Source organism: Salegentibacter maritimus, assembly GCF_016236975.1.
GTDB classification, from domain to species: domain Bacteria; phylum Bacteroidota; class Bacteroidia; order Flavobacteriales; family Flavobacteriaceae; genus Salegentibacter; species Salegentibacter maritimus.
Map to the genome: position 1 here is coordinate 95,309 of NZ_JAEHNY010000011.1, position 26,340 is coordinate 121,648.

A 26,340-nucleotide genomic window follows, 5' to 3' on the forward strand; every position below is an offset into this window, starting at 1 on the left:
CGAGTAAAACTAACATCTTTCAGCGAAATAATTGGTTCTTATTTTTGTTTTAATTTGGATTAACTCGTCACTTTCGGCTTTACTCATATCTGTACCTAATTGAAACAAGCCTTCTAATAAATTATGTCTTACAAAAATATCTTGTTTGTCTTTCTCGTTTGTTATTTCCTGATGTTCCTTTAATAAATTTATAGACGGATTATCCTTGCTTAAAAGCATCGCATTATATTTGATGAGCTCGTGAATATCACCTAACTCCTTTGCACATTCTTTTAAGCTTCTTAGCATAACATGATTGTCGTCTTTTGGAAATTGAAAAAAAGAATGATCTGGGTAACCTTGTAACACCTGCTTAAACGAATGTAATGCCGCTTTATATTGTTTTTCTTCTCTCAATAAATTAGCATAATCAAAGTCTATTTTCCATTCTTGAGATTCTGGGAGCTCTTTTTTTATAGTTTCGCAAAGCCTTATACTTTTAGAATTATGAAAAGCTTCTTTTGAACAGGTTAAGGCAAGTTTAAGATAGTAGGCTTTATTGGTTGTCAGGCCGGCGGCAAGCTCTAATGATGCTGTTGCTGCATCATGATTTCCCATAATCCAATGTAATAATCCATTATTCCTGTAATCGATAAATGTGGTAGGCTCTTCAATTAAATCGTTTTCAGTAACATCGTTTAAATCATCTGGCTTTTCAATTAAAAAATCATAAAAACACAACCACTGGAGCACTGGATACAGCTCTGGTGATAATTGTTCCTGCTCGTAATTATAAATTGCGAATTTGTAACACTCTTCATAATCGCCCATTTCAAAAATGGTTTCTACACACATATTCATGGTACTACAATAATCACTATCCCCTATTTTATAGTAATTAATTTCTTCATGCATATCTTCTAGAAATGCCTTATAGTTATGGTTCCGTTTATGTATAAGCATTCGTAAATTATAAAACCAGGGAGCATAAGAATGCGCTGGTAAGGGAAAGTCTTGCAGGGCTTCATTTATAACTTCAAGCGCGGCATCAAACTCTTGCAACATCACTAAAGCCCGGGCTTTAAAAAACATGGTTTTAAGCGTTGGCGATTTTCTTTTATGAAACTGGGTTACAATGTCTAAAATACCCTGCCAACTCTGTATCCTATTATTTACTTCTAATAAATAAAACAAGTATTCGCTCATAGCGAGTCCGTTTCTATAGGCTTCGTGATACGCTGCTGCGGTCTGGTTATAATTTTCTTCTAAATAGAACGATTTGGCTTTTAAAACTAATAACAAAGGATTTTTAGGATTTAGCGCTAGCCCCTGTTCAACACAAATATTAAGGACCTTTCTATCTCCGGTATGAAAATAGGCTGAATTCCCCACTAATAAATAATGATGCTGCGCCAGTTGCCAACCCGAATTGGAAACAGCCTTCATATATTCTTTATATTCCTGAAAAGAGGTAAACTCGTCTGTAGGAAATTCTGGTTTAGATGGTGCTCTTAAAATTTGGGAAACCATATTATACATCATAAATGCCCTGGCATAATCTGCCAATAAATAACGAGCTCTATCAGATAATTCCAGCAATTTCCATTCTGTCTTCCAGTATTCCAATATCTCTACAGATCTCTTTTCCCATAAAGCAATTTGTATGTAGATTAAGCTTTTGCTTGCTTCATCTAAACGCTCGTCTAACTCCAGACCTTTTAAAACTTCTAAATTATGTGTGGCAGATGCTAAGTCCAGTAATTCATAACAGTTTGCTTCTTCAGTTGAACAACATAATTCTTCTAAATAGGCTGTTTCAATCTCCCACAGTAAAAGTCTTGCCTCGGTGGTGGCAGGATAACACTCTAATATATACTTAAGAATGCCTATTGCTTCTAAGAATCTTTTTTCATTTTGTAGCTTTAATGCATAATGTAAATGCAAAGTTTCGTTATAAGGGTATTGCATTAATGCTTTTTCGTAAACAGCACCGGGACATTGGTGGTAGCAACTGCAAATCACTTCGTAATCTGACGCCTGTATTTCATTTATAGCTTCCAGAGCCTCTAAGTACGATTGCATAACAGGCATATTTATTTCCTCAAAAGCAGCAATATATAACATTACAAGCCGGTAATATCGCGCATATTCTGTAGCACTATCTAATGCTTCAAAATTCTCCTGAACTGCAGAAATATGGGGTGTTAAATGCTTATAGAGATTGGCCTTATAAAGCTGTTCTGCACGCTCAATATGCTGTATAACTTCTTCTTTTCTTAAACTCATTTTTTCCATTCTTTAAACCAATTGGCATGTTGTATATGTAGACGCTGGTAATGCTCCCACAGCGTTTTTGTTCCGGGAAATTTACTGATATCCTGCTCTGTAGATCCCAACACATATTCATCGCCAATACATACGTTACGATGAAATTCTCCCCAACTGGAAAAAAGTGTTTTCAAACGAGTATTTGCATCCTCCAACCGAAGCATAATTTCTTCTATAGTGATAAACCCAAGAACACCTCCCAACCGCATTAAAAAAATGTAATAAGCCATTTCATAACCAATAAGTTTATGCTCTTTTAAACTGAAACGGTATTTCCAGACTATTTTATAGGTACTTTTAATCCCGGGATGATCTAAAGCATCGTATTTTACTTTAAAAGTATCTGTTGTGTCACTACGAAATTCTGCCGCCAATTTTTCAAAAGCCATAGATGCCATTTCCCCATTTTCATAACGTTGTAAGATATTGCGTAAGTGCAAACCAGATTTAATACCATAAAGGTTTAAAAGTCTTTTAGCTTGCTTTACATGCATCTCGTCATTCAGGTTAAAACCAAACCAACTTGTTAAATCGGCACTATTATAATTCTTCTTTAAAATCAAAGCAGATAAGTTTAGCTGGTCTTGTATTTCGGGACTTATTTCTTGTATCATTCTTCTATGCGTTTAAATCTTCCATAACCTGCAATAAAGCAGTTTTTAAGTGTTCTGGATATGCTCCAGAATTTGCCATGGTTTTTAAACCAAGGGCATAAGAGCTTGCCATTTTAGATCCCTTTACCAGCTCTATAAATAAACTTCTACAAAGATTACCATAGGTCTCCAATGTTGTTCCCGGCGCCAGGTCTTTATCCAGCAAAGCCATATAAAGTGCCTGATTAAATCGAGCTTCTAAACCTGTATCATCTTGTTTATACGAGGTTTTTAATTCTGATACTCTTTCATCTAATACAGCAAGAAGTTGTGTATCACATGAGCCCGTAGTTTTATAGTTTTCTAAATTACTAAGCACTGTCTCTACATAATTTTTATCTATATTAACTTCGTTAATAGTAGTTTCTGCAGGTTTTGATTGCTCTACAACTACCTTGGATTCTATTATTGGTTCTTGCTTAAAATGAAAATCATAAAATTCAATAATCGCATTCAATAAATCTGTATTAGTACTGAAGCCAAAAACTTCATTCTTACTATAATCAGAAAGGTATTTTACGGTGGGCTTAGCCAGTTTATCTTCATTTAGCTCCTGAAGAAAATCAGAAAGATAGGTTTCAATTTGTGTCGCAATAAGGCTTAAGACGTCATTGGTATTATTACTGCTTTTACACTTTTTATGAAAATGAAGTAGCCGGGAAACTGTACGGTCTAAAAAGAAAGACATATCATCTTGAACAGTATTAAAATAATTGGCCGAGCGTATACCTTGCATTTGTAACATTTCACCAACCCATACAGCTTCTGTTGTAGCGCTGTAATAATAGTCACCCAAAAAATTATACCACGCCTGAATAAGTTTTAAGCTTAGCGAACGCTTTTCGTTAAGATATTGTTCTTTTGCAAAATCGTTACAAAGCTTAGTAACACTACTATCTATACTTTTAAAAGCCCAAATTTCATTAACTCTAGTATAATTAGCGGGAGTACCCCACAAGCTTGCTAATATATTTACAATTAAGGCTAAGCCTTCTTTCCTGATGTTCTCTGATGCATTTCTTGAAGAGTAAGCCAGGTCTAACAAGTAGGTGTGCAAAACCTGCCGACTTTCTTCACTGTATAAATCTAACAATGAAGTACGTGCATCATAATATGAAAGAACTATAAATTGATTTAGAGGGTCTTTTAATCCAGTGCTTTTAAAACTTTCCAACCATGGGCCTATATTGTTTAGATTTTTAAATACCTCCTTTATTACATATTCGCCGGTTACTTGAAAGGCTTCATTTTTAAGACGCATTACCGGAAATTTGCCATTTTTAAATTCAGAAAGAAAGCCTGAAAACAAGTTATTGTAAAATTCAATCTGACTTGAATTCCCTGATTTCGAGTGGCATTTTTCAAACCAAAATGCAATAGAATCAACGGGAAGCGCAGCAATGTTATTATCGCTTAAAATATGTTTGCCATACTCCTGAAATGCTTCTGAATTAAAATTACCTCCACCATTGGCAGATAGCCAATCTATAAGCCGTAAATAACAGGCGTCTACCTGTACTTGCGGAATAGCTTTATCGCGATTGTTAAAGAGAAGCACATCACCGGCATCCCACTTTTTAGCTCCCAATGCTGTGATTAAGGGATAGACACCTTCTGCTGTTTTTATATTAAGTAGTTCGAGACTTTCTGCTTCACCAAATATTAAGCGTTCTTTTATGGCACTATGTGCAGCAAAAGCTAACTCTAAATTATCTGCATAGAATTTAGCCAAATCGGTACTAAACCAAGCTAACAAAACATGATATGCGCCGGGGGCATATACGCGTCCAACAGGTAATATTTGATGTATTATTGTAATTAATTGATACCAATCCCCTTCATAAAAATGCTCAATAAAATCATGGTTAATTTTAAATGGAAATGAGGTTATTTCCTTTGTTGGAGAAACAACTGTGTAGCTTCCGCATAAAATAGTATGTTTAAGGCAATTTTGAATTAGAAAATCAGAACTCAAATAATCTCTTATATCAAATACGTTTTGAATTAGAAAACGAGCTACAGGAAGTGAAGCTTCAGATTCACTTTGAACCAAAGCTTTTAAGACCTTAAAAATTTGATTTTTATAAGTATCGGCTATTGCTTGAGATTGAAAATACCCCAGGCTAAACTTTAGAAACTCAACTAATTTATCTGCACTTTTTTTATCGGGAAAACAGCCCTGTTCTAAAATTGGAAGCCAGGTGGCTATAAATTCCAAACCTTCTTTTTCATCTGCATAAATAGTAGGATGATAGTAGATTTGCTCTGTAAGTCTTTGGCTAAAATTACTAGTTATATTTTGCGCATTGTCAGTAATTTTTGCAGCTTTATAAGCTTCATTATCTGTTGCATTCATCAATTCCAAAATATGAATTAGCGATAGTGCTTCAGAAGCATCTAAAGAGGCTGTATTTAAATTTGGTACTATTTTCGTTTTAAAAATCGTAGACATAAGTCGGGGGGAATCTTCAATTATTTTCTAATCTGTGCTATGGGTGGTTTGTAGATTAAGGTTTATAAAACCACTCTTCATCTCGAATTTCACCTTCATCACCCATTAGGCTTTTTAGAAAAGTAGCTAAATCATCGGCCTGGATATAACCAATTTCCTGGTCGGCACCATAGCGTATTATTTGACCTGGAACTCCTTTTGTATTGGGGGCAAAATCAAAAGCTAAAAAATTACCGTTTTGTAAATCGAAAAATGGAATCCAGTATGGAGTAGTGTACATTAGCAAAGCTTTGCCCTGGTTTGTACTGTAAGTATCCAGCAATTCTTCCTGCGTCCAATCATCATAGACTGTTTTCCAATCCTTCCATTCTTTTAAAATTTTTTCAGCTCCCATAATGGCTGCATTTTCAACTCCATTATGCAAGCTCAAATAGTCCTTTATCATGGCAGGAAAAGGGAAACCTGCTTCTTGCTCAAATTCTGCATAAATGGCCTCGTTGTTTTTTGGAGGAATAACTCTTAATTCCTTTTCAGCTATCAAAGCTTCAAAGATTTGTTTAACTTCTTCAAAGTCAATTTTGGCATCTAATTGAATAAAATCTGCCAGGAAATCGGCTTTCTCTTTTGCCAGTTTTTCGGCTATAAATTCATTAGGAATAAAATCTGCTATAAACGCACCGGTATCTTTATAAAAATATCCTTCTTTGAAATTTGAGGCTGGCTGACTACTGTACAGGCTTTTCCCGAACGAATATATCTCAGATTTCAACTTTTTAGTGTCTTTTTTATCGCGCTCTATGCTGCTAAACCATGAATAAAAATGGTTTGTATTTTCTATTTCGGCGGTTAAGATAAACTTACCTTCCAAAAAAGCAATAGCATAGAATTTTGTACTGGTTATATTATCCGGACTTATAAACAACAATTTAAAAACTTTCTTCCCCGATATTTTTTCAACCGCTTCTAAAAGCGCATCTTTAAAAACAAAGCCGTTATTGTAATGGTCTGGATCTTCAAGCAATGGCAGCGTGTTTACCTGGATAGATTTGAAATTAAAATCATCCCATTTCATTTCGTGTAAATCTTCTCTATAGCTTATCATATTTATCTTTTTAGTTCATTTTTACGGCATACTAAGATACCCGGGAATTATAGGAGGTTTATCCCTGAATGGGGTGATTTTAAAAATTACAGAAGGCCCTCTTTTTATTTAGCAGAAATTTCCCTGACAAATGTTCTACCGGGACCGTAACTTCCATAAACGGTTTTAAAATTTTGGGTAAGTTTTCCCGCTAAATCTTCAGCACAAAATTCCGGAAGCTGGTCAAGGCAGGTAATCATCAAGTTTTTACTAATATTCATATCCTGATGATAAATTTCGTCGCAGCTTAAAGCATAATTAAGCAAAGAAATATCTAAAGCCCTGGTACGAAACTCACCCTGAAACTCATTGGTCTCATTCGCTTCCTGCTCATTATTCTGTAAGGAAACCTTTTTTGTTTCAGCCATTGGACCATTACCGTGCCGGGTTTGATAACAACGAGTCACGTAATAAACATTCAGGTTTAAAACCTCTTTTAATTGTGCCTTTATAAGCTGAATAGCATTTTTGGAAGTGGTATTGCTCCAGGTAGTATGTGGATGAAAACCGTGCTGGGTATCTAGTAAAACCCCCTGGCTACCTTCAAAAATAAAGTGCCCATAACTATCGGCCAACTTATTTAGGGGAACTATTTCATAAAAATGACTTATCGCTAAACAACTTTCAACATAATAATTTTCATTATAGGTTTTAAGCTCATTCCTATAATACTCCTGCACACTTTTAGGCTGACTAAGCAATTTTTGCTCGTAATAGGTTTTTATGCTATTTAAACGTTGTTTTATTACCCAGGGGAACTGCAAATCGTTTGCGAAAAAATAGACATCCTCTTTGTTTCTGGCTATAGTGGTTCCAAAACCCAATCCGCAAGAACCGTGATGCTGCTGCTTTTCAACAGCCCTATTAAAAGCAATATCATAGATACTGGTTAGCATTGCCAGCGGATGAAACTTTAATTTTGGATGATATTTTTTTAAAAACCTTCCTTCCTGAAGAATTGCCGGAGGAAACAAAGTGGTATGTTCTGAATAATAGGTAGGAACACCCAACAAGGTACCTGAACCAAAATTACTAAAGGTATGTGTAAAAGCACCGGTACTTACCGTATGCCCTATTTGGTGTCCACCGGAAAAACGAACAACCAGACTTTCTTTAGGTTGTTGGGATGCCAGAAAATCTGTAGTTAAACCTTTTCCGGCATCACCAAACCCTAAATCTATTACAATGCTACATTTTGGCATCTATAACATATTTTCAACTTCGGTATCAGCACTACCTGACTTAGTATTCCCCGAGGTAGGCTTATGATGTTGTATCACAACTTCGGCAATTCGTTTTGCGACTTTCTTATAGTCTGGAATTTCAATAAAATTCTCTCCCAGCAATTCCTTCCAGTTTCCTTTACGGCCCGGTTTTTTAGACCAATCATTATGCTCTAAATGCATATGAAAAACATGGTATTTCTCCTGCGCCTCTTTAATAATAGCTTCGGTAGTAAGACTTTCAGCTTCATTAGTACAGGTGTATTTTCTTATAATTTCTCCGGGAATAGTAGGAAAAACAGGCTCGTCTCCTATTGTAAACAAAAAGCCCTTTTGTTTTCGTTTTTCCCAACAATCAATTTCGGTGTGCCTTGCAGCAAACAAATGTGCCAAATTATAACCTTCCTGATTATTTCCGCCTCCACCACCTTCAAGGTAGACACGGGTTAACCAACGATCTAATAATTCTGCTGAAGACTCAAACTGCCCCACTTGCAAAGGCGCGGTGTCATATACAAAATCTCCTAATCCCATAAATAATACCTGCGGATGTTCTATGCCTGCTTCCATTAAAGAACCTATAAGGTCTGGCAAAGCCTCTTTAACAATATGCTCTGGTACAAAACCCATGCTTCCCGTAACATCCAGTCCCACAATTATTGAAACAGACTCAGGATGCTCTGCTGAATCCCTGGATTCCCGTAAAAGTGCTTTAGCAGGATCCATTTCAGGATCTATAGCTCTTGCCGTAAATATTTCTTCCCGTGATTTATTACTATATCCTTTTGAGTCTCTTAAGCGTGAATACGCCTCGTGACTAAATCTTCCTCCTCCCATAATTATAGTTCTTCTATTTTACTCCCAAATAAATACGCATAGCGCTTTTTGGCCAATTCTAATTTTATTTCCAGATTTCTTATTTTAACTGCCATTTCCAGGTCTTTAGAGACATAGTTTTTTGCATCAAAATCTGAAGCCAGCACCAAACTATTGGCGTCGGTAGGACTCATATCTAACATATTCTCCTGTTCGCGTTTTAGACGCTTTAAAGACAAGGCCAGATCTTCTGTTTCTCGTTTGTACATAAGATGCGCATCTTCTGCAATAGCATTGGCCCGGTCGTCTCTTATCTTCTCATTATTGCGCTTTAATGAGTCTAAAAAAGCTGCATTTTTGGTGTTATCTTCCATAAAATTTTGTTTATCACAAAATTAACCTGAGAAATAATGTCATTAATCCCCGAAAAGGGTGATTTTTAATCTTACTTCATAAAAATAAACCTCATCCCTTCTAGAACACAATATCCCTGAAAACAGTTAGCGACCTCTAAAAAGAAGCTTTCACCTTTGTAATTGTATAATCATCAGCAAAACTATTACTCATGAAACTTGAAATGAATACTACTTTCAACCGCGAATTGCCGGTTACATACCTTAAATTCCTAAATGAAAACCCTGATGGATGCCAGATAAAAAATAACGGCCGTTGGGATAAACGCACCTGGAATATGTTTGGGAAAGCAGCGCTTTTAGAAAGATGGGAAATGAAAGGAGTTGGTGAGGCTGCCAATTATGAATGCTTAAAATTATATACATACATTCAGGAGGAAGTTGGAGAAATAGCTTATGCGCCTTCACTAAGGTTTGGTAGGGTAAAATTAGAACGTGTTGCCAAAGGATTTGTAATAGGAACCGAAAATGGAGATTATTTATATCTGGATCCTGATTGTAGTTTTTCAGTTTGGGCGTATTATCACGATGGTGGGGAAGTAACAAAAATTTCAGGCTCTTTTGCCGATTTCTATAAAACCAGAAAACCTTTATAATCTATCGGTACCGCCAAAGGGTATAATACCTAAAGTAATTAACTCTCTAAAACCTATCTATGACAACAATACAATTATCTTCAAATAATTTTGAAATCAATTCGGTTACTATTGCATTCCCTTTGTTGCTAGCCACTTTGGAAAAATCTCTAAATACGAACTATAGCGTACATCAATTAAAACACAATACCGTATTCACCTGGGATGAATTAGGAATCTTAGCCTATTCAAAAAATGGAAAACTTATAGATTCCATAACAATTGTACTGGAAGCTGAAGATTATAATTTTAGCCCAAATAAGATTTTCTCCGGAACTTTTTATTTCGAAAATAAGGAGATTACCAAGTATTATAAAGAGCATGAAGATGCGCGTGTAAAGCTTTTTAAAGGAGATTCTTCAGGAGCTTTAGTATTAAATAACCTAAGCGCCTGGTTTTCTATAGAGAAAGACCAGGTTAAAGCCATAGAAGTTAGCACTTATGTCCCCTACAAACGTGGGGAAGGCATTCCCAAAGATAAGTACCTAATTAAATCACTCGAGGAAGAAACAATCAATTTTACTGATTTTGGATTCAAATTATCGGTGATAGAAGAATTAATGTACACTAAAAATTTACTAAAACCTGTATTTGATTTATATGAATTTGCAGATTGGTATCAAAAACGGGAGATTGATATAGACAAAGAAGCTTACGAGCCCATTGAAGAAGTAGTACAGTATTTTAAAGATTTACCAATCCCTAAACGCCTTGCTGCCGAAATTACAGAAATCTATCAGGATGGCGGAAATGATATTTATATGAATTTAGCTCCATTTTCCGGCGGAGCCGTAGAATATTGGGATATCGAATCTAGCGCAGACGCCAAACACTTCCCAAACCTAAAAAAAGCAACATTATGTTATGCTAAAGACCAGGTTTACGATGATTTTATAGAGATGGGGATTGATGCAGAGTGGTTGTAACAGTAGGCAAATAATAAATACACTATGGATATTAACAGATTAGAGGAAATTATTAAAGAAGGAAAATACGATTTACATAAAAAAGAGGACTACTTAAAATCTATTATGCTTCCAGCCATACAAATTACACAAGCAAATGTCTTTGATCAAAAAGGCTTAAGTAAATATGGAGGTGATCCCGATGTACCCAAAAACTTTAAATGGCCCAAACATCAATATGGTGACTATAGGTTTATAGCACAATTTAACCTAAGCGAAATACCCACAGCAAACACGCTACTTCCCAAAAAAGGAATGCTAAGTATATTTATAGCTTATGATGACGAAAATAATATGTCCTGGACAGATAAGGATTATGCAAAAGTCTTTTTATTTGATATCGATGAAAACTTAGAACCATACAACAATCCTAATTTTCCTGATAAATACTTTTTAGATGTTGTATTTAAACCAGAAGTTGACATTCCGTTTAAACCTGAATTATATAAGGAAAAAGGCTTAAACAAAAGACAATTAGCTTACGTATGCGATAAAGTTTCAGATCAAACAGACAAAAGATATAAAAGCTATTTACTTGGTTATCCCTTTTATAATGTTTTAAATGAAGATCCTAGAGAAAGCGATGATTGGATATCGCTATTAACCTTACGCTCAAATTCTGGCTTTGGGCTGAATTGGAACAATCGGGGTTTCCTAATGCTATTTATTGAAAAAAGTAGACTGGAAAAATGTGACTTCTCTAATGTAAAATCCAATGCCGGTTAATGAAAAATGCTTCTTAGGTTTACTAAATTCTTGTGTTTAAACCATTAAAAATTTAGATCTAAAACCTCAATATAACAGCACTATAAACTAATTTCTGGAGTAAAGGTAAATCACCTACAGGTCCCGCAACATTAAATCTCTATTATCCAGTAAACTACCTCGGGGTATTACAGCCTTTAGCGGTGCCAATAAATAAGCCCCGGAAACACTAATGCTTCGGGGCTTTTATTTTTTAATATTATACGTTTTATTTTCCTGTAAACATCTAATAAAATAATTACTTATTTCTTTATTGGCAGGGCAGGAAAATCGTTTTTTAAATCCAGGTTTAGAAATTCAGCAATAGTAGTGGTAAATTGAGGCACAAAATATTGCGCATCTTTTTTCACTTCACCTAAAGTCTGAATTTTGTTGCCAAAAGCTACTATCCAGGTTTGATCTGCCACAGGAATTGAACTTCCGTGATGTCTCCAGTCGTTATCTTTAGTTACGCCTGTACCCCTACCGTGATCCGTGGTGATAAAAACAGTTGTTTGGTCTTTATAATAAGGATCTTTGGAAATAAAGTCCCAAATTTCCTTAATCATTTCATCTGTTCTTTTTGCAGACTTTAAATATTGATCATAACGCCCCTCGTGCGCAAAATCGTCTGTTTCTCCATAAGCGATATACAAAACATCGGGCTTTCGCGATTGTAAGCTTTCTAAAGCATAATTATGGGTAAATACATCAAACCTTACACTTTCCCATCTTTTTGGAGTTTGTTTTTGCAAATGGTCCAGATAAAGTTCTTTTTCTGTTGGGTTTGCCGCATGAGAAGATCTATAGCCTGCATTTACAGGAACTCCACTTCGTTTTTCATTAAGGATGTAAGGAAATACATCCCAACTACCAAAAGCCTCTACCTTATCTTTATAGGTATTCGAAGCCTGAGCTTTTTCTAATAAAGTCACATTTGGGTTATGATGTTTGCTGTTAGAATTTATGCGCTCATCGTCGGCTCTTCCTGTTAGAATTTCATTATAACCGGGATATGAAAATAACATCGTATTGGTAAGATTTACCTTATTTTCTTCCCATCTATTCCCAAGCAATACGCCGTTCTCTACAATATGACTCCAGAAGAAAGGCATTAGTTTCTTTCGCCTTTTTTCTTTAGTAGGCCCCCAAAATTGCTCGTTTAGTGCTTCTGTATTAGAAACAAATTCTTTATTATTTATAAACAGGGAATCGGCTCCGCCATATAATTCCTGCCATCTTAAGCCGTCCAGGCTAATAATAATTACTTTTTCATTTTGCTGTGCTTGTAGGAAGCAAGTCCATAAACAAACAGCTACTAGTACTACATAGTTTTTTTTCATAGTTTTTAATTTAACCACCAGGGTGTTTCTCTAATTCCATCATTCCCATTAAACTGAGAGTTAATGGCTTCTTCAAGGTTACGGGTATTGTTATTATACTCATCATTTGGGTATACAAATCGCTTAGGAGGCGTGTTAGCATTTGTAAATTTAAAGTAGGGATAGCCTGTTCTTAGATAGTCGTAATATTGCGTCCACCCACCTTGCAAAAAGCTTGTAAGATACTTTTGAGTAAGGATTCTTTCTAATAAAACTTCCTTATCGGCCACAGGCAATTTTATATTTTCCTGCGATAAATATTGATTTACATAAGCTTCAGATAAGTACATATTATATTCTTCTGCATGATTTCGATAAAATTCAAAATTTGCCCGAACAGCGTTTTCATAATGTTGCGATGCATCTGAATTGATCCATTCCCTAACAGTTGCTTCAGCCAATATACACTCTATTTCCCAATAGCTCAATATATTATGCGGCTCGGTAGTAGGGTTTGTATAATACCTGGCGTTCACTTTCGAAATATTTCCATCGGCAACCAGCGTTTCACTAATTAGTGAATAATTTGCAGTTGGATCGCCCCCATTATAAGATTCAAAATCTTCAATTGGTTTTGCTTCAGAAGTTGCACTGGAAGTTTGTTCTGCTATAATAAACAAACGATTATCCTTTAATTCTTTTAAAAGATCTACAAAAGTAGCAGACATAAACATACTTGAAGCATAACTACTGGAATTAAACTCGGTGTACCTGCTATCCTGCTGATCAACAAACACCAACTGGGCGTTCTCATCTAGAGAATTAATAAGGTTTCCTCGTTGGTATACCTCGTTAAATTTTTCACTTATATTTATTCCTTCCACTTGTTCTTTACCCGACAAAGTCATTAAAACTTTTAGTTGAAATGAGTTAATTAGCTTTAACCAATTAGTAGGGTTTCCATTATAAATTATATCACCATCAATAGTTTCATTGTTGTTTATTAAGCCGGCAGCTTCATCTAATTCATTAATAATGCCAGCAAAAACCCTTTCCTGTGAATCGTATCCCGGCTGGTAATTGCCTGTTTCTCCCGCCAAAGCTTCGCTATAAGGTATATCTCCAAAACTTAAGCTAAGTTTATAAAAATAATAGGCTCTAAAAAATTTACCAATTGCCACATAATTAGAATTTTCAATTCGTTGCGCCTCTTCAATCATTTTGGTTATCTGCCTTAACTCATTGTAAGGAGCAAAACTTCCATTTCCCCATTTATAAAACTGGTAATTATTTTCCTCACCCGTTTGTATAATCATTCTTGATGCATATAAAGCTCGGGTACCTTCCACCTGGAAAGCATTAGATGCGATCTCTGTAAGTAGAAGTTGCGGATGCGTTTCATTTACATAGTTCGGGTTATCATTTATTTCATCTAAATTATGGCAGGCATTAAATAACAAGGCCATAACCAAGACACTAAGATACTTTTTTATGTTTTTCATCATTTAGAATTTTAAGTTTAAACCAATTCCCAGGTAACGTGAAGACGGATCTTGAATATTATTGCTATCCTGGGTTTTAAAATCGGGATCTGTGTAATAGTCTCCTTTGGTAAGTACAAAAAGGTTATAAGCATTAAAACTTACACTGGCATCTTTTATACTTTTACTTCCCAGCATTTCTGTAAGATTATAACTAAGGGATACACTACGTAATTTTAAGTAAGACCTATCAAATACATTCGCAAAAGTTTCACTTTCTTCCTCAGTTACCCTGGCACGATATGGGTAGTTTTGAGACCAGGTTTGCCAACTTATTGGGGTAGTATGTTCTTCAAATACACGGGTATCAGACACTACTTCTCCATTCACATTACGCACTAACTCGCCACTTACAACATTAACTCCATCTGGCACATAGATAGGTTCACCGGCTGCATATTCTTCATCCCTGTATTCTACAGATTTTGGATGTTTTCCACCCCACCAAATTTTTTCAACTACCTGAGAGCGCAGTACTCCACCCCAAACGCCATCCAGGGCTACATTCAAATGCCAATTTTTATATTGAAAATTATTGACCAAACCAAATGACCAATCGGGATCAAAATGCCCTAAATAAGATACATACGTATCTCTTGTTGGTAAACCGGTTTCGGCATTAAGTATCACCTCTCCATTGGGAGATTTTTTCCATTCGGTTTCGTAATAACTATCTACCCGATCATTAAGCGATAGGTTCCCAAATTTTTCTGAATCTCCTGTAATATTGGTTAAACGTGTTACCTGTTTTGACCAGTTCACCAATCCAGACCATTTAAAGTTTTCTTTCCTAATTGGTTTAAAACTTAAAGATAGCTCCAAACCATTGGTGGTATATTCATTTCCGTTCATTTTACGGGAAGTGAATCCGGAAGCTAAGGAAATGGGCTTATTGATAATTTGATCGGTATCTACCGTGTTGTAATAAGTTGCATCTAAAGCCAGACGATTGTTAAACAATGCCGTATTAAGCCCCACTTCAAAAGATGTAGAAGTTTCAGGAGCAATATTAGGATTTACAATTTCTGACGGATAATAAAGCTTTTGAATATTGCCAAAACTCCCTGAATTATTATAGTAGGACGATAATTTATAAGGCTCTAAATCGCTAGACACCCTTGCCCAGGAGCCAAATAGCTTCATGTAATTAACCTGAGACGGCAAATCCAAAATATTGCTTAAAAGTACGCTACTGGATATAGATGGATAAAAATAAGACCTGTTTTCCTTTGGTAACGTAGAAGACCAGTCGTTTCTCGCAGCCATTGTTAAGAAATAAGTATCCTGAAAATCCAGTTCGAGTGTTCCATAAACACTATTGATGGCCTTTTGCTCAAAGTAATTTTCGGCCCTCACGGGTCCTGTAGAATTCCCCATATTATAAACTCCTGGCACTGTAAGCCCATCTGTGGCGGCAAATTCATTTCTATGGCTTCTGTAAAAAGTTGAAGCTCCGGCATATACTGCCAGCCCTAGCTCGTCACTAAGCTTATCATTATAGGTCGCTAAAAAGTCGTAATCAATATTCAAACGGTTTTTATTCCAGGTCTGGTAAGAACCTTCTCTGGGCGCACTGTAGTTAAAGTAAGATTTAGGACTTTCCAGGTCTTCAAAAGTTTGCTTTAAAACACCCGAACCTCTTAGTTGGAATTGAAATTTCTCTCCAAGCTTATAAGACAATTGAAGCTGCCCATTAAGTAAGTTTGAATCGTATCCCTTTTGGTAATTTTCTGCACCAAACCATGGGTTATTGTACCAGGCATAATTCCAATTAGCCTGCCTATAACCTTCTTTTGTCGGTACCCAATGATGATCTCTTAAATCTTTTCCATTTACATCTTCTCCCATCCAGATTAGAAGTGTATACATATGCCCACTGGGGTTATACCCATAATTAGGGGAGTTTGGAGAGTATACTTTGTTATAAGACAACTTACTACTTAAGCTTAAGTTATCATTAAAGTTGGTAAGGGACTTAAAACTCAAACCTCCCTGGGAAAGGCTGGAATTTGGGACACGATCTTTATTATGAGAAAAACTACCATTTAACCTGTAAAATCCATTTTTGTTTCTATGTCCTATGTTAAAGTTTGTATTTGAAATAACACCGGTTCCCAAAAACTCATCAAGATTATCGTGTCTCACCCAGGGCAGGGGTTTTCTGGAGTATTTAGAGCGATCATCATATTGAGTGCCGGTTACACTACCCCACCACGGAATTTCTTCTCCTGTTTCATTATTAATTATAGGACTATTCCATTGGGGTATTAATAAATCTTCATCAAACTTAGGTCCCCAAATCATATCACCATCAGCTATACCGCCATCGGCGCCATCCCAGAATTCATATTTTCCATTGGAACCATTTCCATATTCATGCTGTGTTTCAGGAAAAACGGCATATCCGGCAGTAAGCATTACATTTTGAGATACTTCAACCGTCAAGCCTTCTTCGGTAGCATTTTTAGTATTTATGAGAATAGCACCATTTCTTCCCCTGGAGCCATATAAAGCCGAAGCCGTAGTACCTTTTAAAACATTGATTGCACCAATATTATCTGGTGAAATATCAAAAAAATCACTACTTACCGGTATCCCATCAATTACAATTAGTGGCTTTTTCCCTCGCAGCAAGAAACTTGGGGCCTGAAACATCCCGGGTGGATTACTAACCTGTAAACCGGCAACTTTCCCCGAAAAAAGATTACCAACATTAGCAATGGGTATGTTTTTTAAATCATCTGTTGCTATTTCCTGAGTTGCATAGCCTATTTTTTTCTCTGCTTTAGTAATACCAAGTGCAGTAACCACTACCTGGTCTAAAGATTCGGTATTTGGCTCAAGACTTATAAGTAAGTTGGCCTTATTGTCTATAGTTACTTTTTGAGTTAAAAAACCCAGATAGGAAATGCTTAAAACATCTCCGGTACTGGCCATTAACTCAAATTGGCCATCAAAATTGGTAACTGCTCCTACGCTACCAGCATTAATGCTAATGCTTACCCCGGGCAAAGGAATTCCTTCGGGATCGGTAATTACACCGGTAATTTCTTTTTGTTGGGCCTGTATTTGCCAAGACAGGCCAAAAATCAATAAGAATAAATAATAATGTTTCATTCGATAGTTGGTTAAAAATTCAGCGCAAAGCTACAATTCGACCTAACCGCCATTATCAAATGAATTTTAGAAAATATTTAAGTAACCTTTAAGACTATTAAGCACCTAAAAAAGGATAAAAAACTGATTTAAAGAATTTTAATAGATATGATAAGTTTATTTGTTTTAACAAAACTTAACTTATAAAACATCTTAGGGTAATATGTATTACATAACTATTTCTTAGCCTATTTTTCTCTAGATATAACTTATTTAAATATAAACCAGGTCTTTACATTTTCGGAACACTCACAATCGAATTAAAAAATGAGAATGTCTAAGATTTTTCAAATAAAAAGTAATTACCTCATAGCAAGCCAAAGTGTTTTTAAATGGAAAGTTTTTTGTTTAAGACTAGCCCGGGAATCCCGATAATTATTGGGATAAACCTCTATTATCGAGAAATCATTGCAAATTAAATGATTACTACGGAAGGTTTTTCAGGAAAATCTGCCTCGTGTCTAAAATAGTCCAAAGCATTTTAAATCAACCACCTACTATCATCTAGGTTACATTTCTTGGAATAAGGATTTTACACCAGGAACTCTATAAATACTTTAAAAGAAATTGTCTTAGCCTGAATGCAACATATATATGTGCCAATTACTCAAAATAAACTATTTCACGCTCTTTAATCACTTGTTGAAAGAGTTCATTATTTATTGAAGAAAGAAATTTGAGTTCAAATTTTATCCAGTTACCCTTGTGGTCATAATCACGGGTTTTTATCTCTATGGTTTCTTCTAAAGGTTTTTCAACTATATGTTTGCTTACATTATTATTTGCATTGTAAACATAAGACTCTTTTAAACTTATGCTTTCATCAGCCTTATAAACAACACGTTCTATCATATTTGAAACAGAATCAAATTTTCTAGTAACTTTTGCTATTAAATCTCCATTAGCATCAACAGATTTATAATATATTTCATTAGCATTTTCATCATACTCCATATAGTTATTGACGCTGGCTTTTTTAGAATCGTGTACGTTTTCCTGTATTAAATTTTGGTTGGAATCGTAAGTGAGTTCATAAGTTATTTCACGTGCTAATTCACCATTATATTTCTTTCTTTTTTTGGAAATTAGACTTCCATGAGCATCGTACTGGAATGAAGAAATAGCCGAAATTTCCTCATCTAAATAATAAGCGTTAATTTGTTCTTTAAGATGGCCATTTTCATTAAATGAAGACGAGCTTTTAGGCATGTAGCGCAAATACGTCTCTTTAACTATTCTATCGTTTTCATCATAATCATACTCCCAAATAAGTTCTAATCTTTCGGCGGACCCTACATATTTTTTAAACTTTTTAAGATTATCGTCCTCATCATATTTCCAGGTTTTTTTATATCCAAAAACTTCTGAAAAAGGATATTTTACACTAATTTCTACTAATTTCGACCCCTTGTAAACCTCGTACTGTATATGATCAATTTCTTTATTTTCTTTGTACACAGTTATAGTTTGATTGCCGTTATCCTGAATGTCAAGTCTATTTTGAAGGTATAGCCCTGCATTTGGAAGATTTTTTTTATTGGCTTCATGGGCTTCCCATTCTTCCTCGGTTTGAAAGGTAGGCGTCATATAGGTACTCTTACCAGTTCTTTTGCCTTCACTGGAATAGTTATAAGTTATTTTCTTTTCCAGTCTATTTTCAAAATATTGTTTCTGTTCTAAAATTTTCCCTTCAGCGTTATAGACACTCTTATGCGAGTGTTTAGGCCCTTCAAAAAGCACTTGCTTCCCATACCGGTTAAAAGTATACTTTGAAGTTTTTATTTTTGCTTCTTCATCGGGATATTTCGTAGTTGAAGTTTCATTTACAGCTTTCACATTTCCTATTAAATTCAGCTTTTCCCAATCAGTATTCTCTTTATTAATCACCGGTTTTGTTTTTTTAACTGTAGCACAAGCACTTATTAAAGAGATTCCTACCATTAATAAGAGACCAATTCTAAATAGTTTAACTGCTTTTTTCATTTCTATAGATATAGTGCTTTCTGCAAAACTATAATTTTTATTTTGCCTGACTAATTCTTTGAATGAAGTGTAACATGAAGTGCGGGAACTAAAATATTTTAACTCCTAAAACAGGTTATTCTTTACATAAAGATAAGAGACTAAGAACGGGTTTAATCAGGAGAGCGTTTATGTTGGGGAATAATACCAAAAAAAGCTTAGTTATTATAATGATTGTATTTTTTCCATTCTGCTTTTAATACCGAGTATATATCGACATCTATTTTCTCTCCATTTTTAATTTCACACTCTCTCATTGTTCCTTCATAGGTGAAATAGATTTTTTCTAATGCATTCTTACATTTAGCATTGTCACTCACTACATATCCTTCGATTCTATTTAAGTTTAATTTTAAAAACCCCTGCTCAAAGAGCTTAGGCATAACTTCTTTCAATATCCCCTTTCCCCAAAACTCTTTCAATAACCATAATCCAATTTCTGCTTTTTTATGTTGTTTTTCTAAATTGTTAAAACCAGCAGCTCCACAAAATTTATTATTCTGTTTATTATAGATTCCCCACCAAACCCCTGTTCCTTCTATTTTTAAGTTTCTATACCATTCCATTTGCTTTTCTGTTTCCTTTAAAGTAGCAAAATGAACATCGTAATATTTTGTGATTTCAGGGTCTGACAATCCTTTATAAATATTATTTACGTCAGAATCCTGTATCTCCTTCAAAGTATAATTTTCAGTTTCCATTTTTTCAAGTTGCTTTATGTAAATGTATTAGAATGACAGCCTGTCCCAAGCTACCAGGTTAGTTGCGAAAAATACCGGTTACCTGCCTTTAAATCAAAAATATGCCGCCATAAAAGGTTTTAGAAAACCATAAAAAAAGGTGGAAGTTTAAAAATATATAAATCAATGCCGTTCTATGTACCTAAAACAACAAAGCCTCGTAAACATAATGTCTACGAGGCTTTTTTTCAGCGGAGGAAGAGGGATTCGAACCCCCGGACCTGTTACAGTCAACAGTTTTCAAGACTGCCGCAATCGACCACTCTGCCATTCCTCCAATAAAATGCTATACATTTCTGCTTAGCGGATGCAAATATAACAAGCTTTTACAATTATACACAAGGTTTTTAAGAAGTTTTTTTAAGCTTTTTTCGAGTTGTCTCGTTATCAGGTTTTAACATCTCTATCAATTTTAAGAAAGAGTCTTAGTTAAAATTAATATCTTCACTTTTAAGATTCAAAACTCCAGGAAGCTTAGTCTTTATATTGGCAAGTAACTCAAATATGTTCTTACAATTACCTCTTATGATTAAAACCCGTTTACTCTCCAACTTTTGTCTACTTTTTCTGCTATCGGCTAGTGGAATAAGCGCACAAGAAACAAAAAGTCTACCTCGAGGTATTACACCCTTTGACGGTGCCAATAAAAATACGCTGGAGCCTACCTCCAATTTCCACATCTCTCAAATGAAGCACCAAAATGCTTATGATGGATTTGGTTATTATAAACTATATAAGAATACATTCAATTATACTTTAGATAAGTTTAGCTTTACTTTAAATGCAGGACTGTTAGAAGAGAATACTATCTTTAATAACAAAGCACCGGGGTTTTACGGCAGCTTTAGTGCTACTTTAGAATACAATATCAACAAACGATATAGTTTCTATCTATTTGGACGGTATTTAACGCCTTCCTTAAACAAAGGCGAAAGATTAAATACTCGCGAAATGAATCTATTATTCCCTCAAACAGAAATTGGGGCAGGAATTAGAGGCAATTTTAACAATTTAAATATAGATATAGGTACAGGAACTATTTTTGGCACTCAATCTTCACAAATACCTAACAGCTTGCTTAGATCTAAAATATCAATAGGCTTTTAAAGCAACTAAGCTATATTTACACCCTACAAAAGGATATATCTATCATATTATATCGATTAGTTTTAAAGCTTAAATCCGTTTATTTTTATATTTTACAATTCATGAAAAACTTATTTATAATTTCTTTAGTACTGCTTTTTAGCAACCTACTAAATGCACAAAAAAAAGAATATCAAGATCTAATGGAACAAGATTGGGCAAATCTTAAAAAGTATGCTACTCAAAATAGGAAATTAATGAAAACACAGAGTTACCCCAAAGTTGTTTTTATGGGCAATTCAATTACTGAAGGCTGGGTAAATGCCCAGCCAGACTTTTTTAGTGAGAATAATTATTTAGGACGTGGTATTGGCGGGCAAACTACGCCACAAATGCTTATTCGGTTTATGCCAGATGTGGTAAAACTCAAGCCCAAAGCGGTGGTAATTCTTGCCGGAACCAACGATATAGCCGGAAACACAGGGTTTTCTTCCGTAGAAATGATTACAAATAATATTGAGGCAATGGCGCAACTGGGCAAAGCCAACAACATAAAAGTAATCCTTACCTCTATCCTCCCCGTATACGATTACCCCTGGCGTCCCGGGCTACAACCCGTTAAAAAAATTGCCGAAATAAATTCCTGGATGAAAAAATATGCCGCAGAAAATCAACATACGTATCTCGATCTTTTCTCGGTACTTAAGGATGAAAAAGAAGGATTACCTAAAAAATATTCTAAAGATGGTGTGCATCCAAACCTCGCTGGCTATAAGCTTATGGCGCCGCTAACTAAAAAAGCAATTCTTGAGGCTATGCAGCAATAACAAAATAAAGTTTCACGCACTTCTTTAAGAATTTCAACCGAAACTGCTATCTTGCTGCGACTTTAATAAAAACTTCTAAATATTTTACGAAGTATTAATTAGCAAAAATTAAATTTAACTATGAAAAAAATGCTTTTAGTGACACTAACTGCCGGAATGGTAGCCTGTGGCACGCAAAAAAATGTTGAAAATGCAAATCCGATGGAATATGCCGAAACCATCACTGTTTCAGATTTACAAGAACATCTTTACACTTTTGCCGGCGATGAATATGAGGGGCGCGATACCGGTGAACCCGGACAAAAGAAAGCTGCTGAATATATTGTGAATTTTTACCAGGAAATTGGTATAGATGCACCTGCAAGTAATCCTAACTATTATCAGGTAATTCCCACCGAGTTTTTTAATAACAAAATGAAAGACTCAGAAAATGTACTTGGTTTTATTAAAGGAAGTGAAAAGCCGGAAGAAATCCTTGTTATAACTTCTCATTACGATCACGTTGGTGTAGATGATGAAGGAAACATATATAATGGTGCGGATGACGGTGGCTCTGGCCCGGTTGCTATTTTAGAAATTGCAGAAGCTTTTAAAGCTGCACAAAAAGATGGGTATACGCCTAAGCGATCTATTCTTTTTATTCATTTAACCGCTGAGGAAAAAGGCCTTCTAGGCTCTAAATATTATGTTGAAAACCCAATATTCCCATTAGAAAATACGGTAGCCAATTTAAATATGGATATGATTGGCCGTATTGATGCAAACCACGAGGGGAACGATAATTATATTTATCTAATTGGTAGCGATAAATTAAGTACAGATCTTCACGAAGTTAGTGAAAATGTAAATTCAGAATTTATGAATATGGATTTAGATTACACTTATAATGATGAGAACGATCCAAACCGTTTTTACTACCGAAGCGACCACTACAACTTCGCAAAAAACAACATACCGGCAATTTTTTACTTTAACGGCGTACACCCAGACTACCATAAAGCAACTGATACTGCCGAAAAAATTGAATATGAAGCTTTAATGAAAAGAGCAAAGTTGGTATTTCTTACTGCCTGGGAAATTGCTAATCGCGATGAAAGGCTGGTAGTAGATAAAGCTTCAAAGTAAACCATCTAGAGGTATTATACCCTTTGGCGGTGCCAATAAAAAAGTAAATTAACCGCGATAAATCATCGAGAAATTAAATCTCGATTATCGAGTTAAGACTTTTAGATATAAAAAAGGCTGGTTGAAGATAAAATCTTCAACCAGCCTTTTTACTTATTTTTACCTAAAAATTATTCTGCAGCAGGCGGAAGCAATACTGTATCAAGTACATGAATTACCCCGTTATTAGCTTGAACATCGGCAGCAATTACAGTAGAAGTTCTTCCTCTTCCATCAGTAATTACTACATCATCACCAAGGTTTACAGTAAAGTCTTCTCCAAGCAACGTAGTAACAGCCATACCATCGGCTAAATCTCCAGACCTTACATTAGCTGCCGTAACAACGTGATATTGTAAGGTAGCGTCTAGAGTTTCAGTAGGAATATCACCAAGGGCCGCCAGTTCTAACTCACTCAATAATGCTACAAAAGCATCGTTGGTTGGAGCAAAAACGGTAAATGGAGCGGGATCTTCAGTCATCATTAATGTTTCCACAAATGAAAAAGATTCCTCACGTGTAAGTGCCTGTACTAAAATATCAAAATTAGGATCAGCAGTAGCAAAAGTTGTGATATCAGGCAACCCAATAACAGCATCTACAGCATGAATTATACCGTTATCTACCTCTACATCAGCAGTAGTTACTGAAGAAACTCCATTTATAGTAACGCCATCATCGGTATTGATGTACATGCTAAGAGCTTCTTCTGAAGCCATCCCGGTAGCCATACTTTCAATATATCCTGTAGAAAGGTCACCAGACATGATTTCTCCTTCCTGAACATGATTTAGTAAAATCTCTGTCAAAACATCTTCCGGCACTTCGCTAAGACTACTAAAGCCATTATCCGATAAAAATGTATTAAACGCTGCATTATTAGGTGCAAAGACCGTAAAGTTAGCTGTTCCGTCTAAAGTCGCATCCAGACCCGTTACTTCTAAAGCAGCTGCAAGGGAAGAATAATCTGGATTCCCAGCAACAAAATCAGCAATAGTGTTTGTTGGCTCGACTACATCTCCTCCATCATCGTCGTCGCTACAGGAAATTAGACCAAAAGTTAAAAACGCCAGTAGGGCGATTTTAGTAAATTTAAATGTTTTCATAATTCTAAGTTTTTGTTTAACAACAAATGTAAATGAGAAGTAGCTCAAAAACTGTTTACTCTTTGTTAATTTACATGAAACAATAGTTAAATTAATTATTGATATAATGTAATATCTACCCCAGTTATATTCCTTGCAATATTCTATACTTAGTATCCGTTTGCTGTAATAGATGTTCTAAATTGAATATATTTACACTAAATTAAAATCTAGATTATGAAGAAATTTTTTATAGTACTTTTTAGTATTGCATTGCTTACCTCATGTAGTGAAGACGATGATGCTAATAATGGCGAACGTATTTATGGAAAATGGTTTGTCTCTAATGCAAACCTCCCTAGTGGTGAATCTTTTACTTTTGAGTTAAGTAATTGTAATAAAAAATCCTTTATAATTTTTGAAGGAGACGGTACCACCTACTCTGAATATTATGCCGAAACCGGTGAAACCTGTGAGCTTGAAGATGACACCGAGAGCACCTGGAGCCGGGATAATGATAATTACACATTTAATATTCCTGTAGGAGGTATAAATGAAAGAATCAGTGGTAAGGTAGAATTTCAGGAAAACGCTAAAAGTTTTATTTTTAGACCTAGTATTTTTCCCGATGCTTCTATTTCTTTTACCCGCGCTCCAGAATTTGAGGAGTAAATTTTTAACATAATTATATGTAAAAAGCGATCTGAAGTCAATTTACGAGTTATTATTTCAGATCGCTTTTTTATTTAGGACTACCTTCAGCCCACCCCGGGTTTCTTTTAAATTTTCGTAATTTTGCATCCGTTTATCCGACTTTAATTCGGAAAGAATATCAATTTTAGATGTATGAAAAAGAAAGTGGTTGTAGGTTTATCGGGAGGAGTAGATTCCAGTGTGTCAGCATATCTTTTACAACAACAGGGTTATGAGGTAATTGGCCTGTTTATGAAAAACTGGCACGACGACTCGGTAACAATTTCTGATGAATGTCCCTGGCTAGACGATAGTAATGATGCTATGATGGTTGCCGATAAGCTTGGTATACCATTTCAAACGGTAGATCTTAGCGAAGAATACAAAGAACGTATTGTTGATTATATGTTCAACGAATATGAGCGTGGCCGTACTCCAAACCCCGATGTTTTATGTAATCGTGAGATAAAGTTTGATGTTTTTATGAAAATTGCGCTCAATCTGGGAGCCGATTATGTGGCTACAGGCCATTATTGCCGAAAAGGGGAAATATACCAAAATGGGGAAACCGTGTACCAACTGCTTTCAGGTAAAGACAATAACAAAGACCAGTCTTACTTTCTCTGTCAGTTAACCCAGGAGCAACTTTCAAAAACATTATTTCCTATTGGAGAATTACAAAAAGCTGAAGTGCGCAAAATTGCTTCAGAGCAAAACCTGGTAACTGCCGATAAAAAAGACTCACAAGGCCTTTGTTTTATAGGAAAAGTTAGACTGCCCGATTTTCTTCAGCAAAAACTACAACCTAAGGAAGGTAAAATAATAGAAATTGAGGCCGAAAAAGAATTATACGCTTCTGAAACTCCCAATTTCAGCAATAAAAGAGAGGAATTGGATTACATGGTTAAAAAGTATGAATATGCTCCATCTGACGGAAAGATTGTAGGTAAACACCAGGGAGCACACTATTTCACCAAGGGGCAACGTAAAGGCCTTGCCGTAGGTGGTACGCCCGAACCGCTTTTTGTAATTGATACCGATGTTGTAGAAAACGTAATCTATACCGGACAGGGAAAAAACCATCCCGGAATATACAGAAAGGGACTCTTTATTCAGCAAGACGAGGTACATTGGGTACGTAAAGATCTTGCATTAAATACAGAGGAACGCTTAAAAGTACAGGCTAGAATTCGCTATCGCCAACCTTTACAGGAAGCTACCTTACACCAAACCGAAAACGGAATGTATGTGATTTTCGATGATCCCCAGGCTTCCATTACCGAAGGGCAATTTGTAGCCTGGTACGAAGGTGAAGAGTTATTAGGTTCGGGGGTTATTTCTTAAATTCGAAAAAA

21 protein-coding genes and 1 tRNA gene are annotated in these 26,340 nt (G+C 35.4%); 8 read left to right on the forward strand and 14 right to left on the reverse strand.

All coding sequences use genetic code 11. The features are described from left to right. Positions 1–9: 9 nt before the first annotated feature. The 7 genes from I6U50_RS12500 to I6U50_RS12530 all read right to left on the reverse strand — a co-directional run bounded on the left by I6U50_RS12500 (position 10) and on the right by I6U50_RS12530 (position 8,966). The gene (locus I6U50_RS12500; RefSeq protein ID WP_198639077.1) at positions 10–2,265 is read right to left on the reverse strand and encodes a tetratricopeptide repeat protein; all 2,256 of its coding nucleotides are present in this window, start codon (positions 2,263–2,265) and stop codon (positions 10–12) included. Beyond that, on the reverse strand, positions 2,262–2,921 hold the full coding sequence (locus I6U50_RS12505) for a DUF1266 domain-containing protein (RefSeq protein WP_198639078.1): 660 nt from the start codon (positions 2,919–2,921) through the stop codon (positions 2,262–2,264). Before I6U50_RS12505 ends, I6U50_RS12500 begins: the two co-directional genes overlap by 4 nt. Before the next feature lie 4 nt (positions 2,922–2,925). Beyond that, positions 2,926–5,412, reverse strand: a complete 2,487-nt coding sequence (locus tag I6U50_RS12510; protein WP_198639079.1) for a hypothetical protein — start codon at positions 5,410–5,412, stop codon at positions 2,926–2,928. Positions 5,413–5,467: 55 nt separating this feature from the next. Beyond that, on the reverse strand, positions 5,468–6,514 hold the full coding sequence (locus I6U50_RS12515) for an SMI1/KNR4 family protein (RefSeq protein ID WP_232805934.1): 1,047 nt from the start codon (positions 6,512–6,514) through the stop codon (positions 5,468–5,470). A gap of 104 nt (positions 6,515–6,618) precedes the next feature. Next, positions 6,619–7,755, reverse strand: coding sequence for an adenylosuccinate synthetase (locus I6U50_RS12520; protein WP_198639080.1), 1,137 nt, complete (start codon positions 7,753–7,755; stop codon positions 6,619–6,621). Further along, positions 7,756–8,613 carry a hypothetical protein gene (locus I6U50_RS12525; RefSeq protein WP_198639081.1) on the reverse strand — a complete coding sequence of 286 codons (858 nt, stop codon included), beginning with the start codon at positions 8,611–8,613 and terminating at the stop codon, positions 7,756–7,758. Positions 8,614–8,615: 2 nt separating this feature from the next. Continuing rightward, entirely contained in the window at positions 8,616–8,966 is a 351-nt protein-coding gene (locus I6U50_RS12530; RefSeq protein ID WP_193710638.1) for a hypothetical protein, read from the reverse strand. A gap of 191 nt (positions 8,967–9,157) precedes the next feature. Here I6U50_RS12530 and I6U50_RS12535 point away from each other — a divergent pair, with 191 nt between their 5' ends. From I6U50_RS12535 to I6U50_RS12545, 3 genes are read left to right on the forward strand one after another with little or no spacing between them, the layout of a single operon-like run. After that, the gene (locus tag I6U50_RS12535) at positions 9,158–9,601 is read left to right on the forward strand and encodes an SMI1/KNR4 family protein (RefSeq protein ID WP_198639082.1); all 444 of its coding nucleotides are present in this window, start codon (positions 9,158–9,160) and stop codon (positions 9,599–9,601) included. A gap of 59 nt (positions 9,602–9,660) precedes the next feature. Then, the gene (locus tag I6U50_RS12540) at positions 9,661–10,566 is read left to right on the forward strand and encodes a DUF6892 domain-containing protein (RefSeq protein ID WP_198639083.1); all 906 of its coding nucleotides are present in this window, start codon (positions 9,661–9,663) and stop codon (positions 10,564–10,566) included. Between the two features lie 24 nt (positions 10,567–10,590). After that, positions 10,591–11,331, forward strand: coding sequence for a DUF1963 domain-containing protein (locus I6U50_RS12545; protein WP_198639084.1), 741 nt, complete (start codon positions 10,591–10,593; stop codon positions 11,329–11,331). 281 nt (positions 11,332–11,612) lie between these two features. On the opposite strand, the gene I6U50_RS12550 is transcribed toward I6U50_RS12545, so the two are convergent. The 6 genes from I6U50_RS12550 to I6U50_RS12575 form a co-directional block, all read right to left on the reverse strand. After that, a complete protein-coding gene (locus I6U50_RS12550; RefSeq protein ID WP_198639085.1) occupies positions 11,613–12,692 on the reverse strand; it encodes an alkaline phosphatase family protein in 1,080 nt (359 codons plus the stop codon). Positions 12,693–12,697: 5 nt separating this feature from the next. Continuing rightward, positions 12,698–14,176, reverse strand: coding sequence for a SusD/RagB family nutrient-binding outer membrane lipoprotein (locus tag I6U50_RS12555; protein WP_232805935.1), 1,479 nt, complete (start codon positions 14,174–14,176; stop codon positions 12,698–12,700). Beyond that, complete coding sequence (locus I6U50_RS12560; RefSeq protein ID WP_198639086.1) at positions 14,177–17,329, reverse strand: SusC/RagA family TonB-linked outer membrane protein; 3,153 nt, start codon at positions 17,327–17,329, stop codon at positions 14,177–14,179. 642 nt (positions 17,330–17,971) lie between these two features. Beyond that, a complete protein-coding gene (locus tag I6U50_RS12565; protein ID WP_198639087.1) occupies positions 17,972–19,351 on the reverse strand; it encodes an RHS repeat domain-containing protein in 1,380 nt (459 codons plus the stop codon). A gap of 197 nt (positions 19,352–19,548) precedes the next feature. Beyond that, on the reverse strand, positions 19,549–20,091 hold the full coding sequence (locus I6U50_RS12570; RefSeq protein WP_198639088.1) for a GNAT family N-acetyltransferase: 543 nt from the start codon (positions 20,089–20,091) through the stop codon (positions 19,549–19,551). 231 nt (positions 20,092–20,322) lie between these two features. Next, positions 20,323–20,407 (reverse strand) — tRNA-Ser (locus I6U50_RS12575). Between the two features lie 248 nt (positions 20,408–20,655). On the opposite strand from I6U50_RS12575, the gene I6U50_RS12580 reads away from it, so the two are divergent. From I6U50_RS12580 to I6U50_RS12590, 3 genes are all read left to right on the forward strand, one after another. After that, positions 20,656–21,237 (forward strand): hypothetical protein, encoded by a 582-nt coding sequence (locus tag I6U50_RS12580; protein WP_232805936.1) that lies wholly within the window; start codon positions 20,656–20,658, stop codon positions 21,235–21,237. 101 nt (positions 21,238–21,338) lie between these two features. Next, positions 21,339–22,043 (forward strand): SGNH/GDSL hydrolase family protein, encoded by a 705-nt coding sequence (locus I6U50_RS12585; protein WP_198639090.1) that lies wholly within the window; start codon positions 21,339–21,341, stop codon positions 22,041–22,043. Positions 22,044–22,163: 120 nt separating this feature from the next. Next, positions 22,164–23,168, forward strand: a complete 1,005-nt coding sequence (locus I6U50_RS12590) for a M28 family metallopeptidase (RefSeq protein ID WP_193710926.1) — start codon at positions 22,164–22,166, stop codon at positions 23,166–23,168. A gap of 170 nt (positions 23,169–23,338) precedes the next feature. On the opposite strand, the gene I6U50_RS12595 is transcribed toward I6U50_RS12590, so the two are convergent. Next, the gene (locus tag I6U50_RS12595) at positions 23,339–24,313 is read right to left on the reverse strand and encodes a fasciclin domain-containing protein (RefSeq protein ID WP_198639091.1); all 975 of its coding nucleotides are present in this window, start codon (positions 24,311–24,313) and stop codon (positions 23,339–23,341) included. Positions 24,314–24,529: 216 nt separating this feature from the next. Here I6U50_RS12595 and I6U50_RS12600 point away from each other — a divergent pair, with 216 nt between their 5' ends. Both I6U50_RS12600 and mnmA read left to right on the forward strand, forming a co-directional pair. Further along, positions 24,530–24,964 (forward strand): lipocalin-like domain-containing protein, encoded by a 435-nt coding sequence (locus tag I6U50_RS12600; protein WP_198639092.1) that lies wholly within the window; start codon positions 24,530–24,532, stop codon positions 24,962–24,964. A gap of 174 nt (positions 24,965–25,138) precedes the next feature. After that, complete coding sequence (gene mnmA / locus I6U50_RS12605; protein ID WP_198639093.1) at positions 25,139–26,329, forward strand: tRNA 2-thiouridine(34) synthase MnmA; 1,191 nt, start codon at positions 25,139–25,141, stop codon at positions 26,327–26,329. Positions 26,330–26,340: the final 11 nt, after the last annotated feature.

What these genes read in the sequence shown, in the direction of transcription:
- I6U50_RS12500 (WP_198639077.1), bottom strand. Translation starts at nt 2,265, where the DNA reads ATGAGTTTAAGAAAAGAAGAAGTTATACAGCATATTGAGCGTGCAGAA.
- I6U50_RS12505 (WP_198639078.1), bottom strand. Translation starts at nt 2,921, where the DNA reads ATGATACAAGAAATAAGTCCCGAAATACAAGACCAGCTAAACTTATCT.
- I6U50_RS12510 (WP_198639079.1), bottom strand. Translation starts at nt 5,412, where the DNA reads ATGTCTACGATTTTTAAAACGAAAATAGTACCAAATTTAAATACAGCC.
- I6U50_RS12515 (WP_232805934.1), bottom strand. Translation starts at nt 6,514, where the DNA reads ATGATAAGCTATAGAGAAGATTTACACGAAATGAAATGGGATGATTTT.
- I6U50_RS12520 (WP_198639080.1), bottom strand. Translation starts at nt 7,755, where the DNA reads ATGCCAAAATGTAGCATTGTAATAGATTTAGGGTTTGGTGATGCCGGA.
- I6U50_RS12525 (WP_198639081.1), bottom strand. Translation starts at nt 8,613, where the DNA reads ATGGGAGGAGGAAGATTTAGTCACGAGGCGTATTCACGCTTAAGAGAC.
- I6U50_RS12530 (WP_193710638.1), bottom strand. Translation starts at nt 8,966, where the DNA reads ATGGAAGATAACACCAAAAATGCAGCTTTTTTAGACTCATTAAAGCGC.
- I6U50_RS12535 (WP_198639082.1), top strand. Translation starts at nt 9,158, where the DNA reads ATGAAACTTGAAATGAATACTACTTTCAACCGCGAATTGCCGGTTACA.
- I6U50_RS12540 (WP_198639083.1), top strand. Translation starts at nt 9,661, where the DNA reads ATGACAACAATACAATTATCTTCAAATAATTTTGAAATCAATTCGGTT.
- I6U50_RS12545 (WP_198639084.1), top strand. Translation starts at nt 10,591, where the DNA reads ATGGATATTAACAGATTAGAGGAAATTATTAAAGAAGGAAAATACGAT.
- I6U50_RS12550 (WP_198639085.1), bottom strand. Translation starts at nt 12,692, where the DNA reads ATGAAAAAAAACTATGTAGTACTAGTAGCTGTTTGTTTATGGACTTGC.
- I6U50_RS12555 (WP_232805935.1), bottom strand. Translation starts at nt 14,176, where the DNA reads ATGATGAAAAACATAAAAAAGTATCTTAGTGTCTTGGTTATGGCCTTG.
- I6U50_RS12560 (WP_198639086.1), bottom strand. Translation starts at nt 17,329, where the DNA reads ATGAAACATTATTATTTATTCTTATTGATTTTTGGCCTGTCTTGGCAA.
- I6U50_RS12565 (WP_198639087.1), bottom strand. Translation starts at nt 19,351, where the DNA reads ATGAAAAAAGCAGTTAAACTATTTAGAATTGGTCTCTTATTAATGGTA.
- I6U50_RS12570 (WP_198639088.1), bottom strand. Translation starts at nt 20,091, where the DNA reads ATGGAAACTGAAAATTATACTTTGAAGGAGATACAGGATTCTGACGTA.
- I6U50_RS12580 (WP_232805936.1), top strand. Translation starts at nt 20,656, where the DNA reads ATGATTAAAACCCGTTTACTCTCCAACTTTTGTCTACTTTTTCTGCTA.
- I6U50_RS12585 (WP_198639090.1), top strand. Translation starts at nt 21,339, where the DNA reads ATGAAAAACTTATTTATAATTTCTTTAGTACTGCTTTTTAGCAACCTA.
- I6U50_RS12590 (WP_193710926.1), top strand. Translation starts at nt 22,164, where the DNA reads ATGAAAAAAATGCTTTTAGTGACACTAACTGCCGGAATGGTAGCCTGT.
- I6U50_RS12595 (WP_198639091.1), bottom strand. Translation starts at nt 24,313, where the DNA reads ATGAAAACATTTAAATTTACTAAAATCGCCCTACTGGCGTTTTTAACT.
- I6U50_RS12600 (WP_198639092.1), top strand. Translation starts at nt 24,530, where the DNA reads ATGAAGAAATTTTTTATAGTACTTTTTAGTATTGCATTGCTTACCTCA.
- mnmA (WP_198639093.1), top strand. Translation starts at nt 25,139, where the DNA reads ATGAAAAAGAAAGTGGTTGTAGGTTTATCGGGAGGAGTAGATTCCAGT.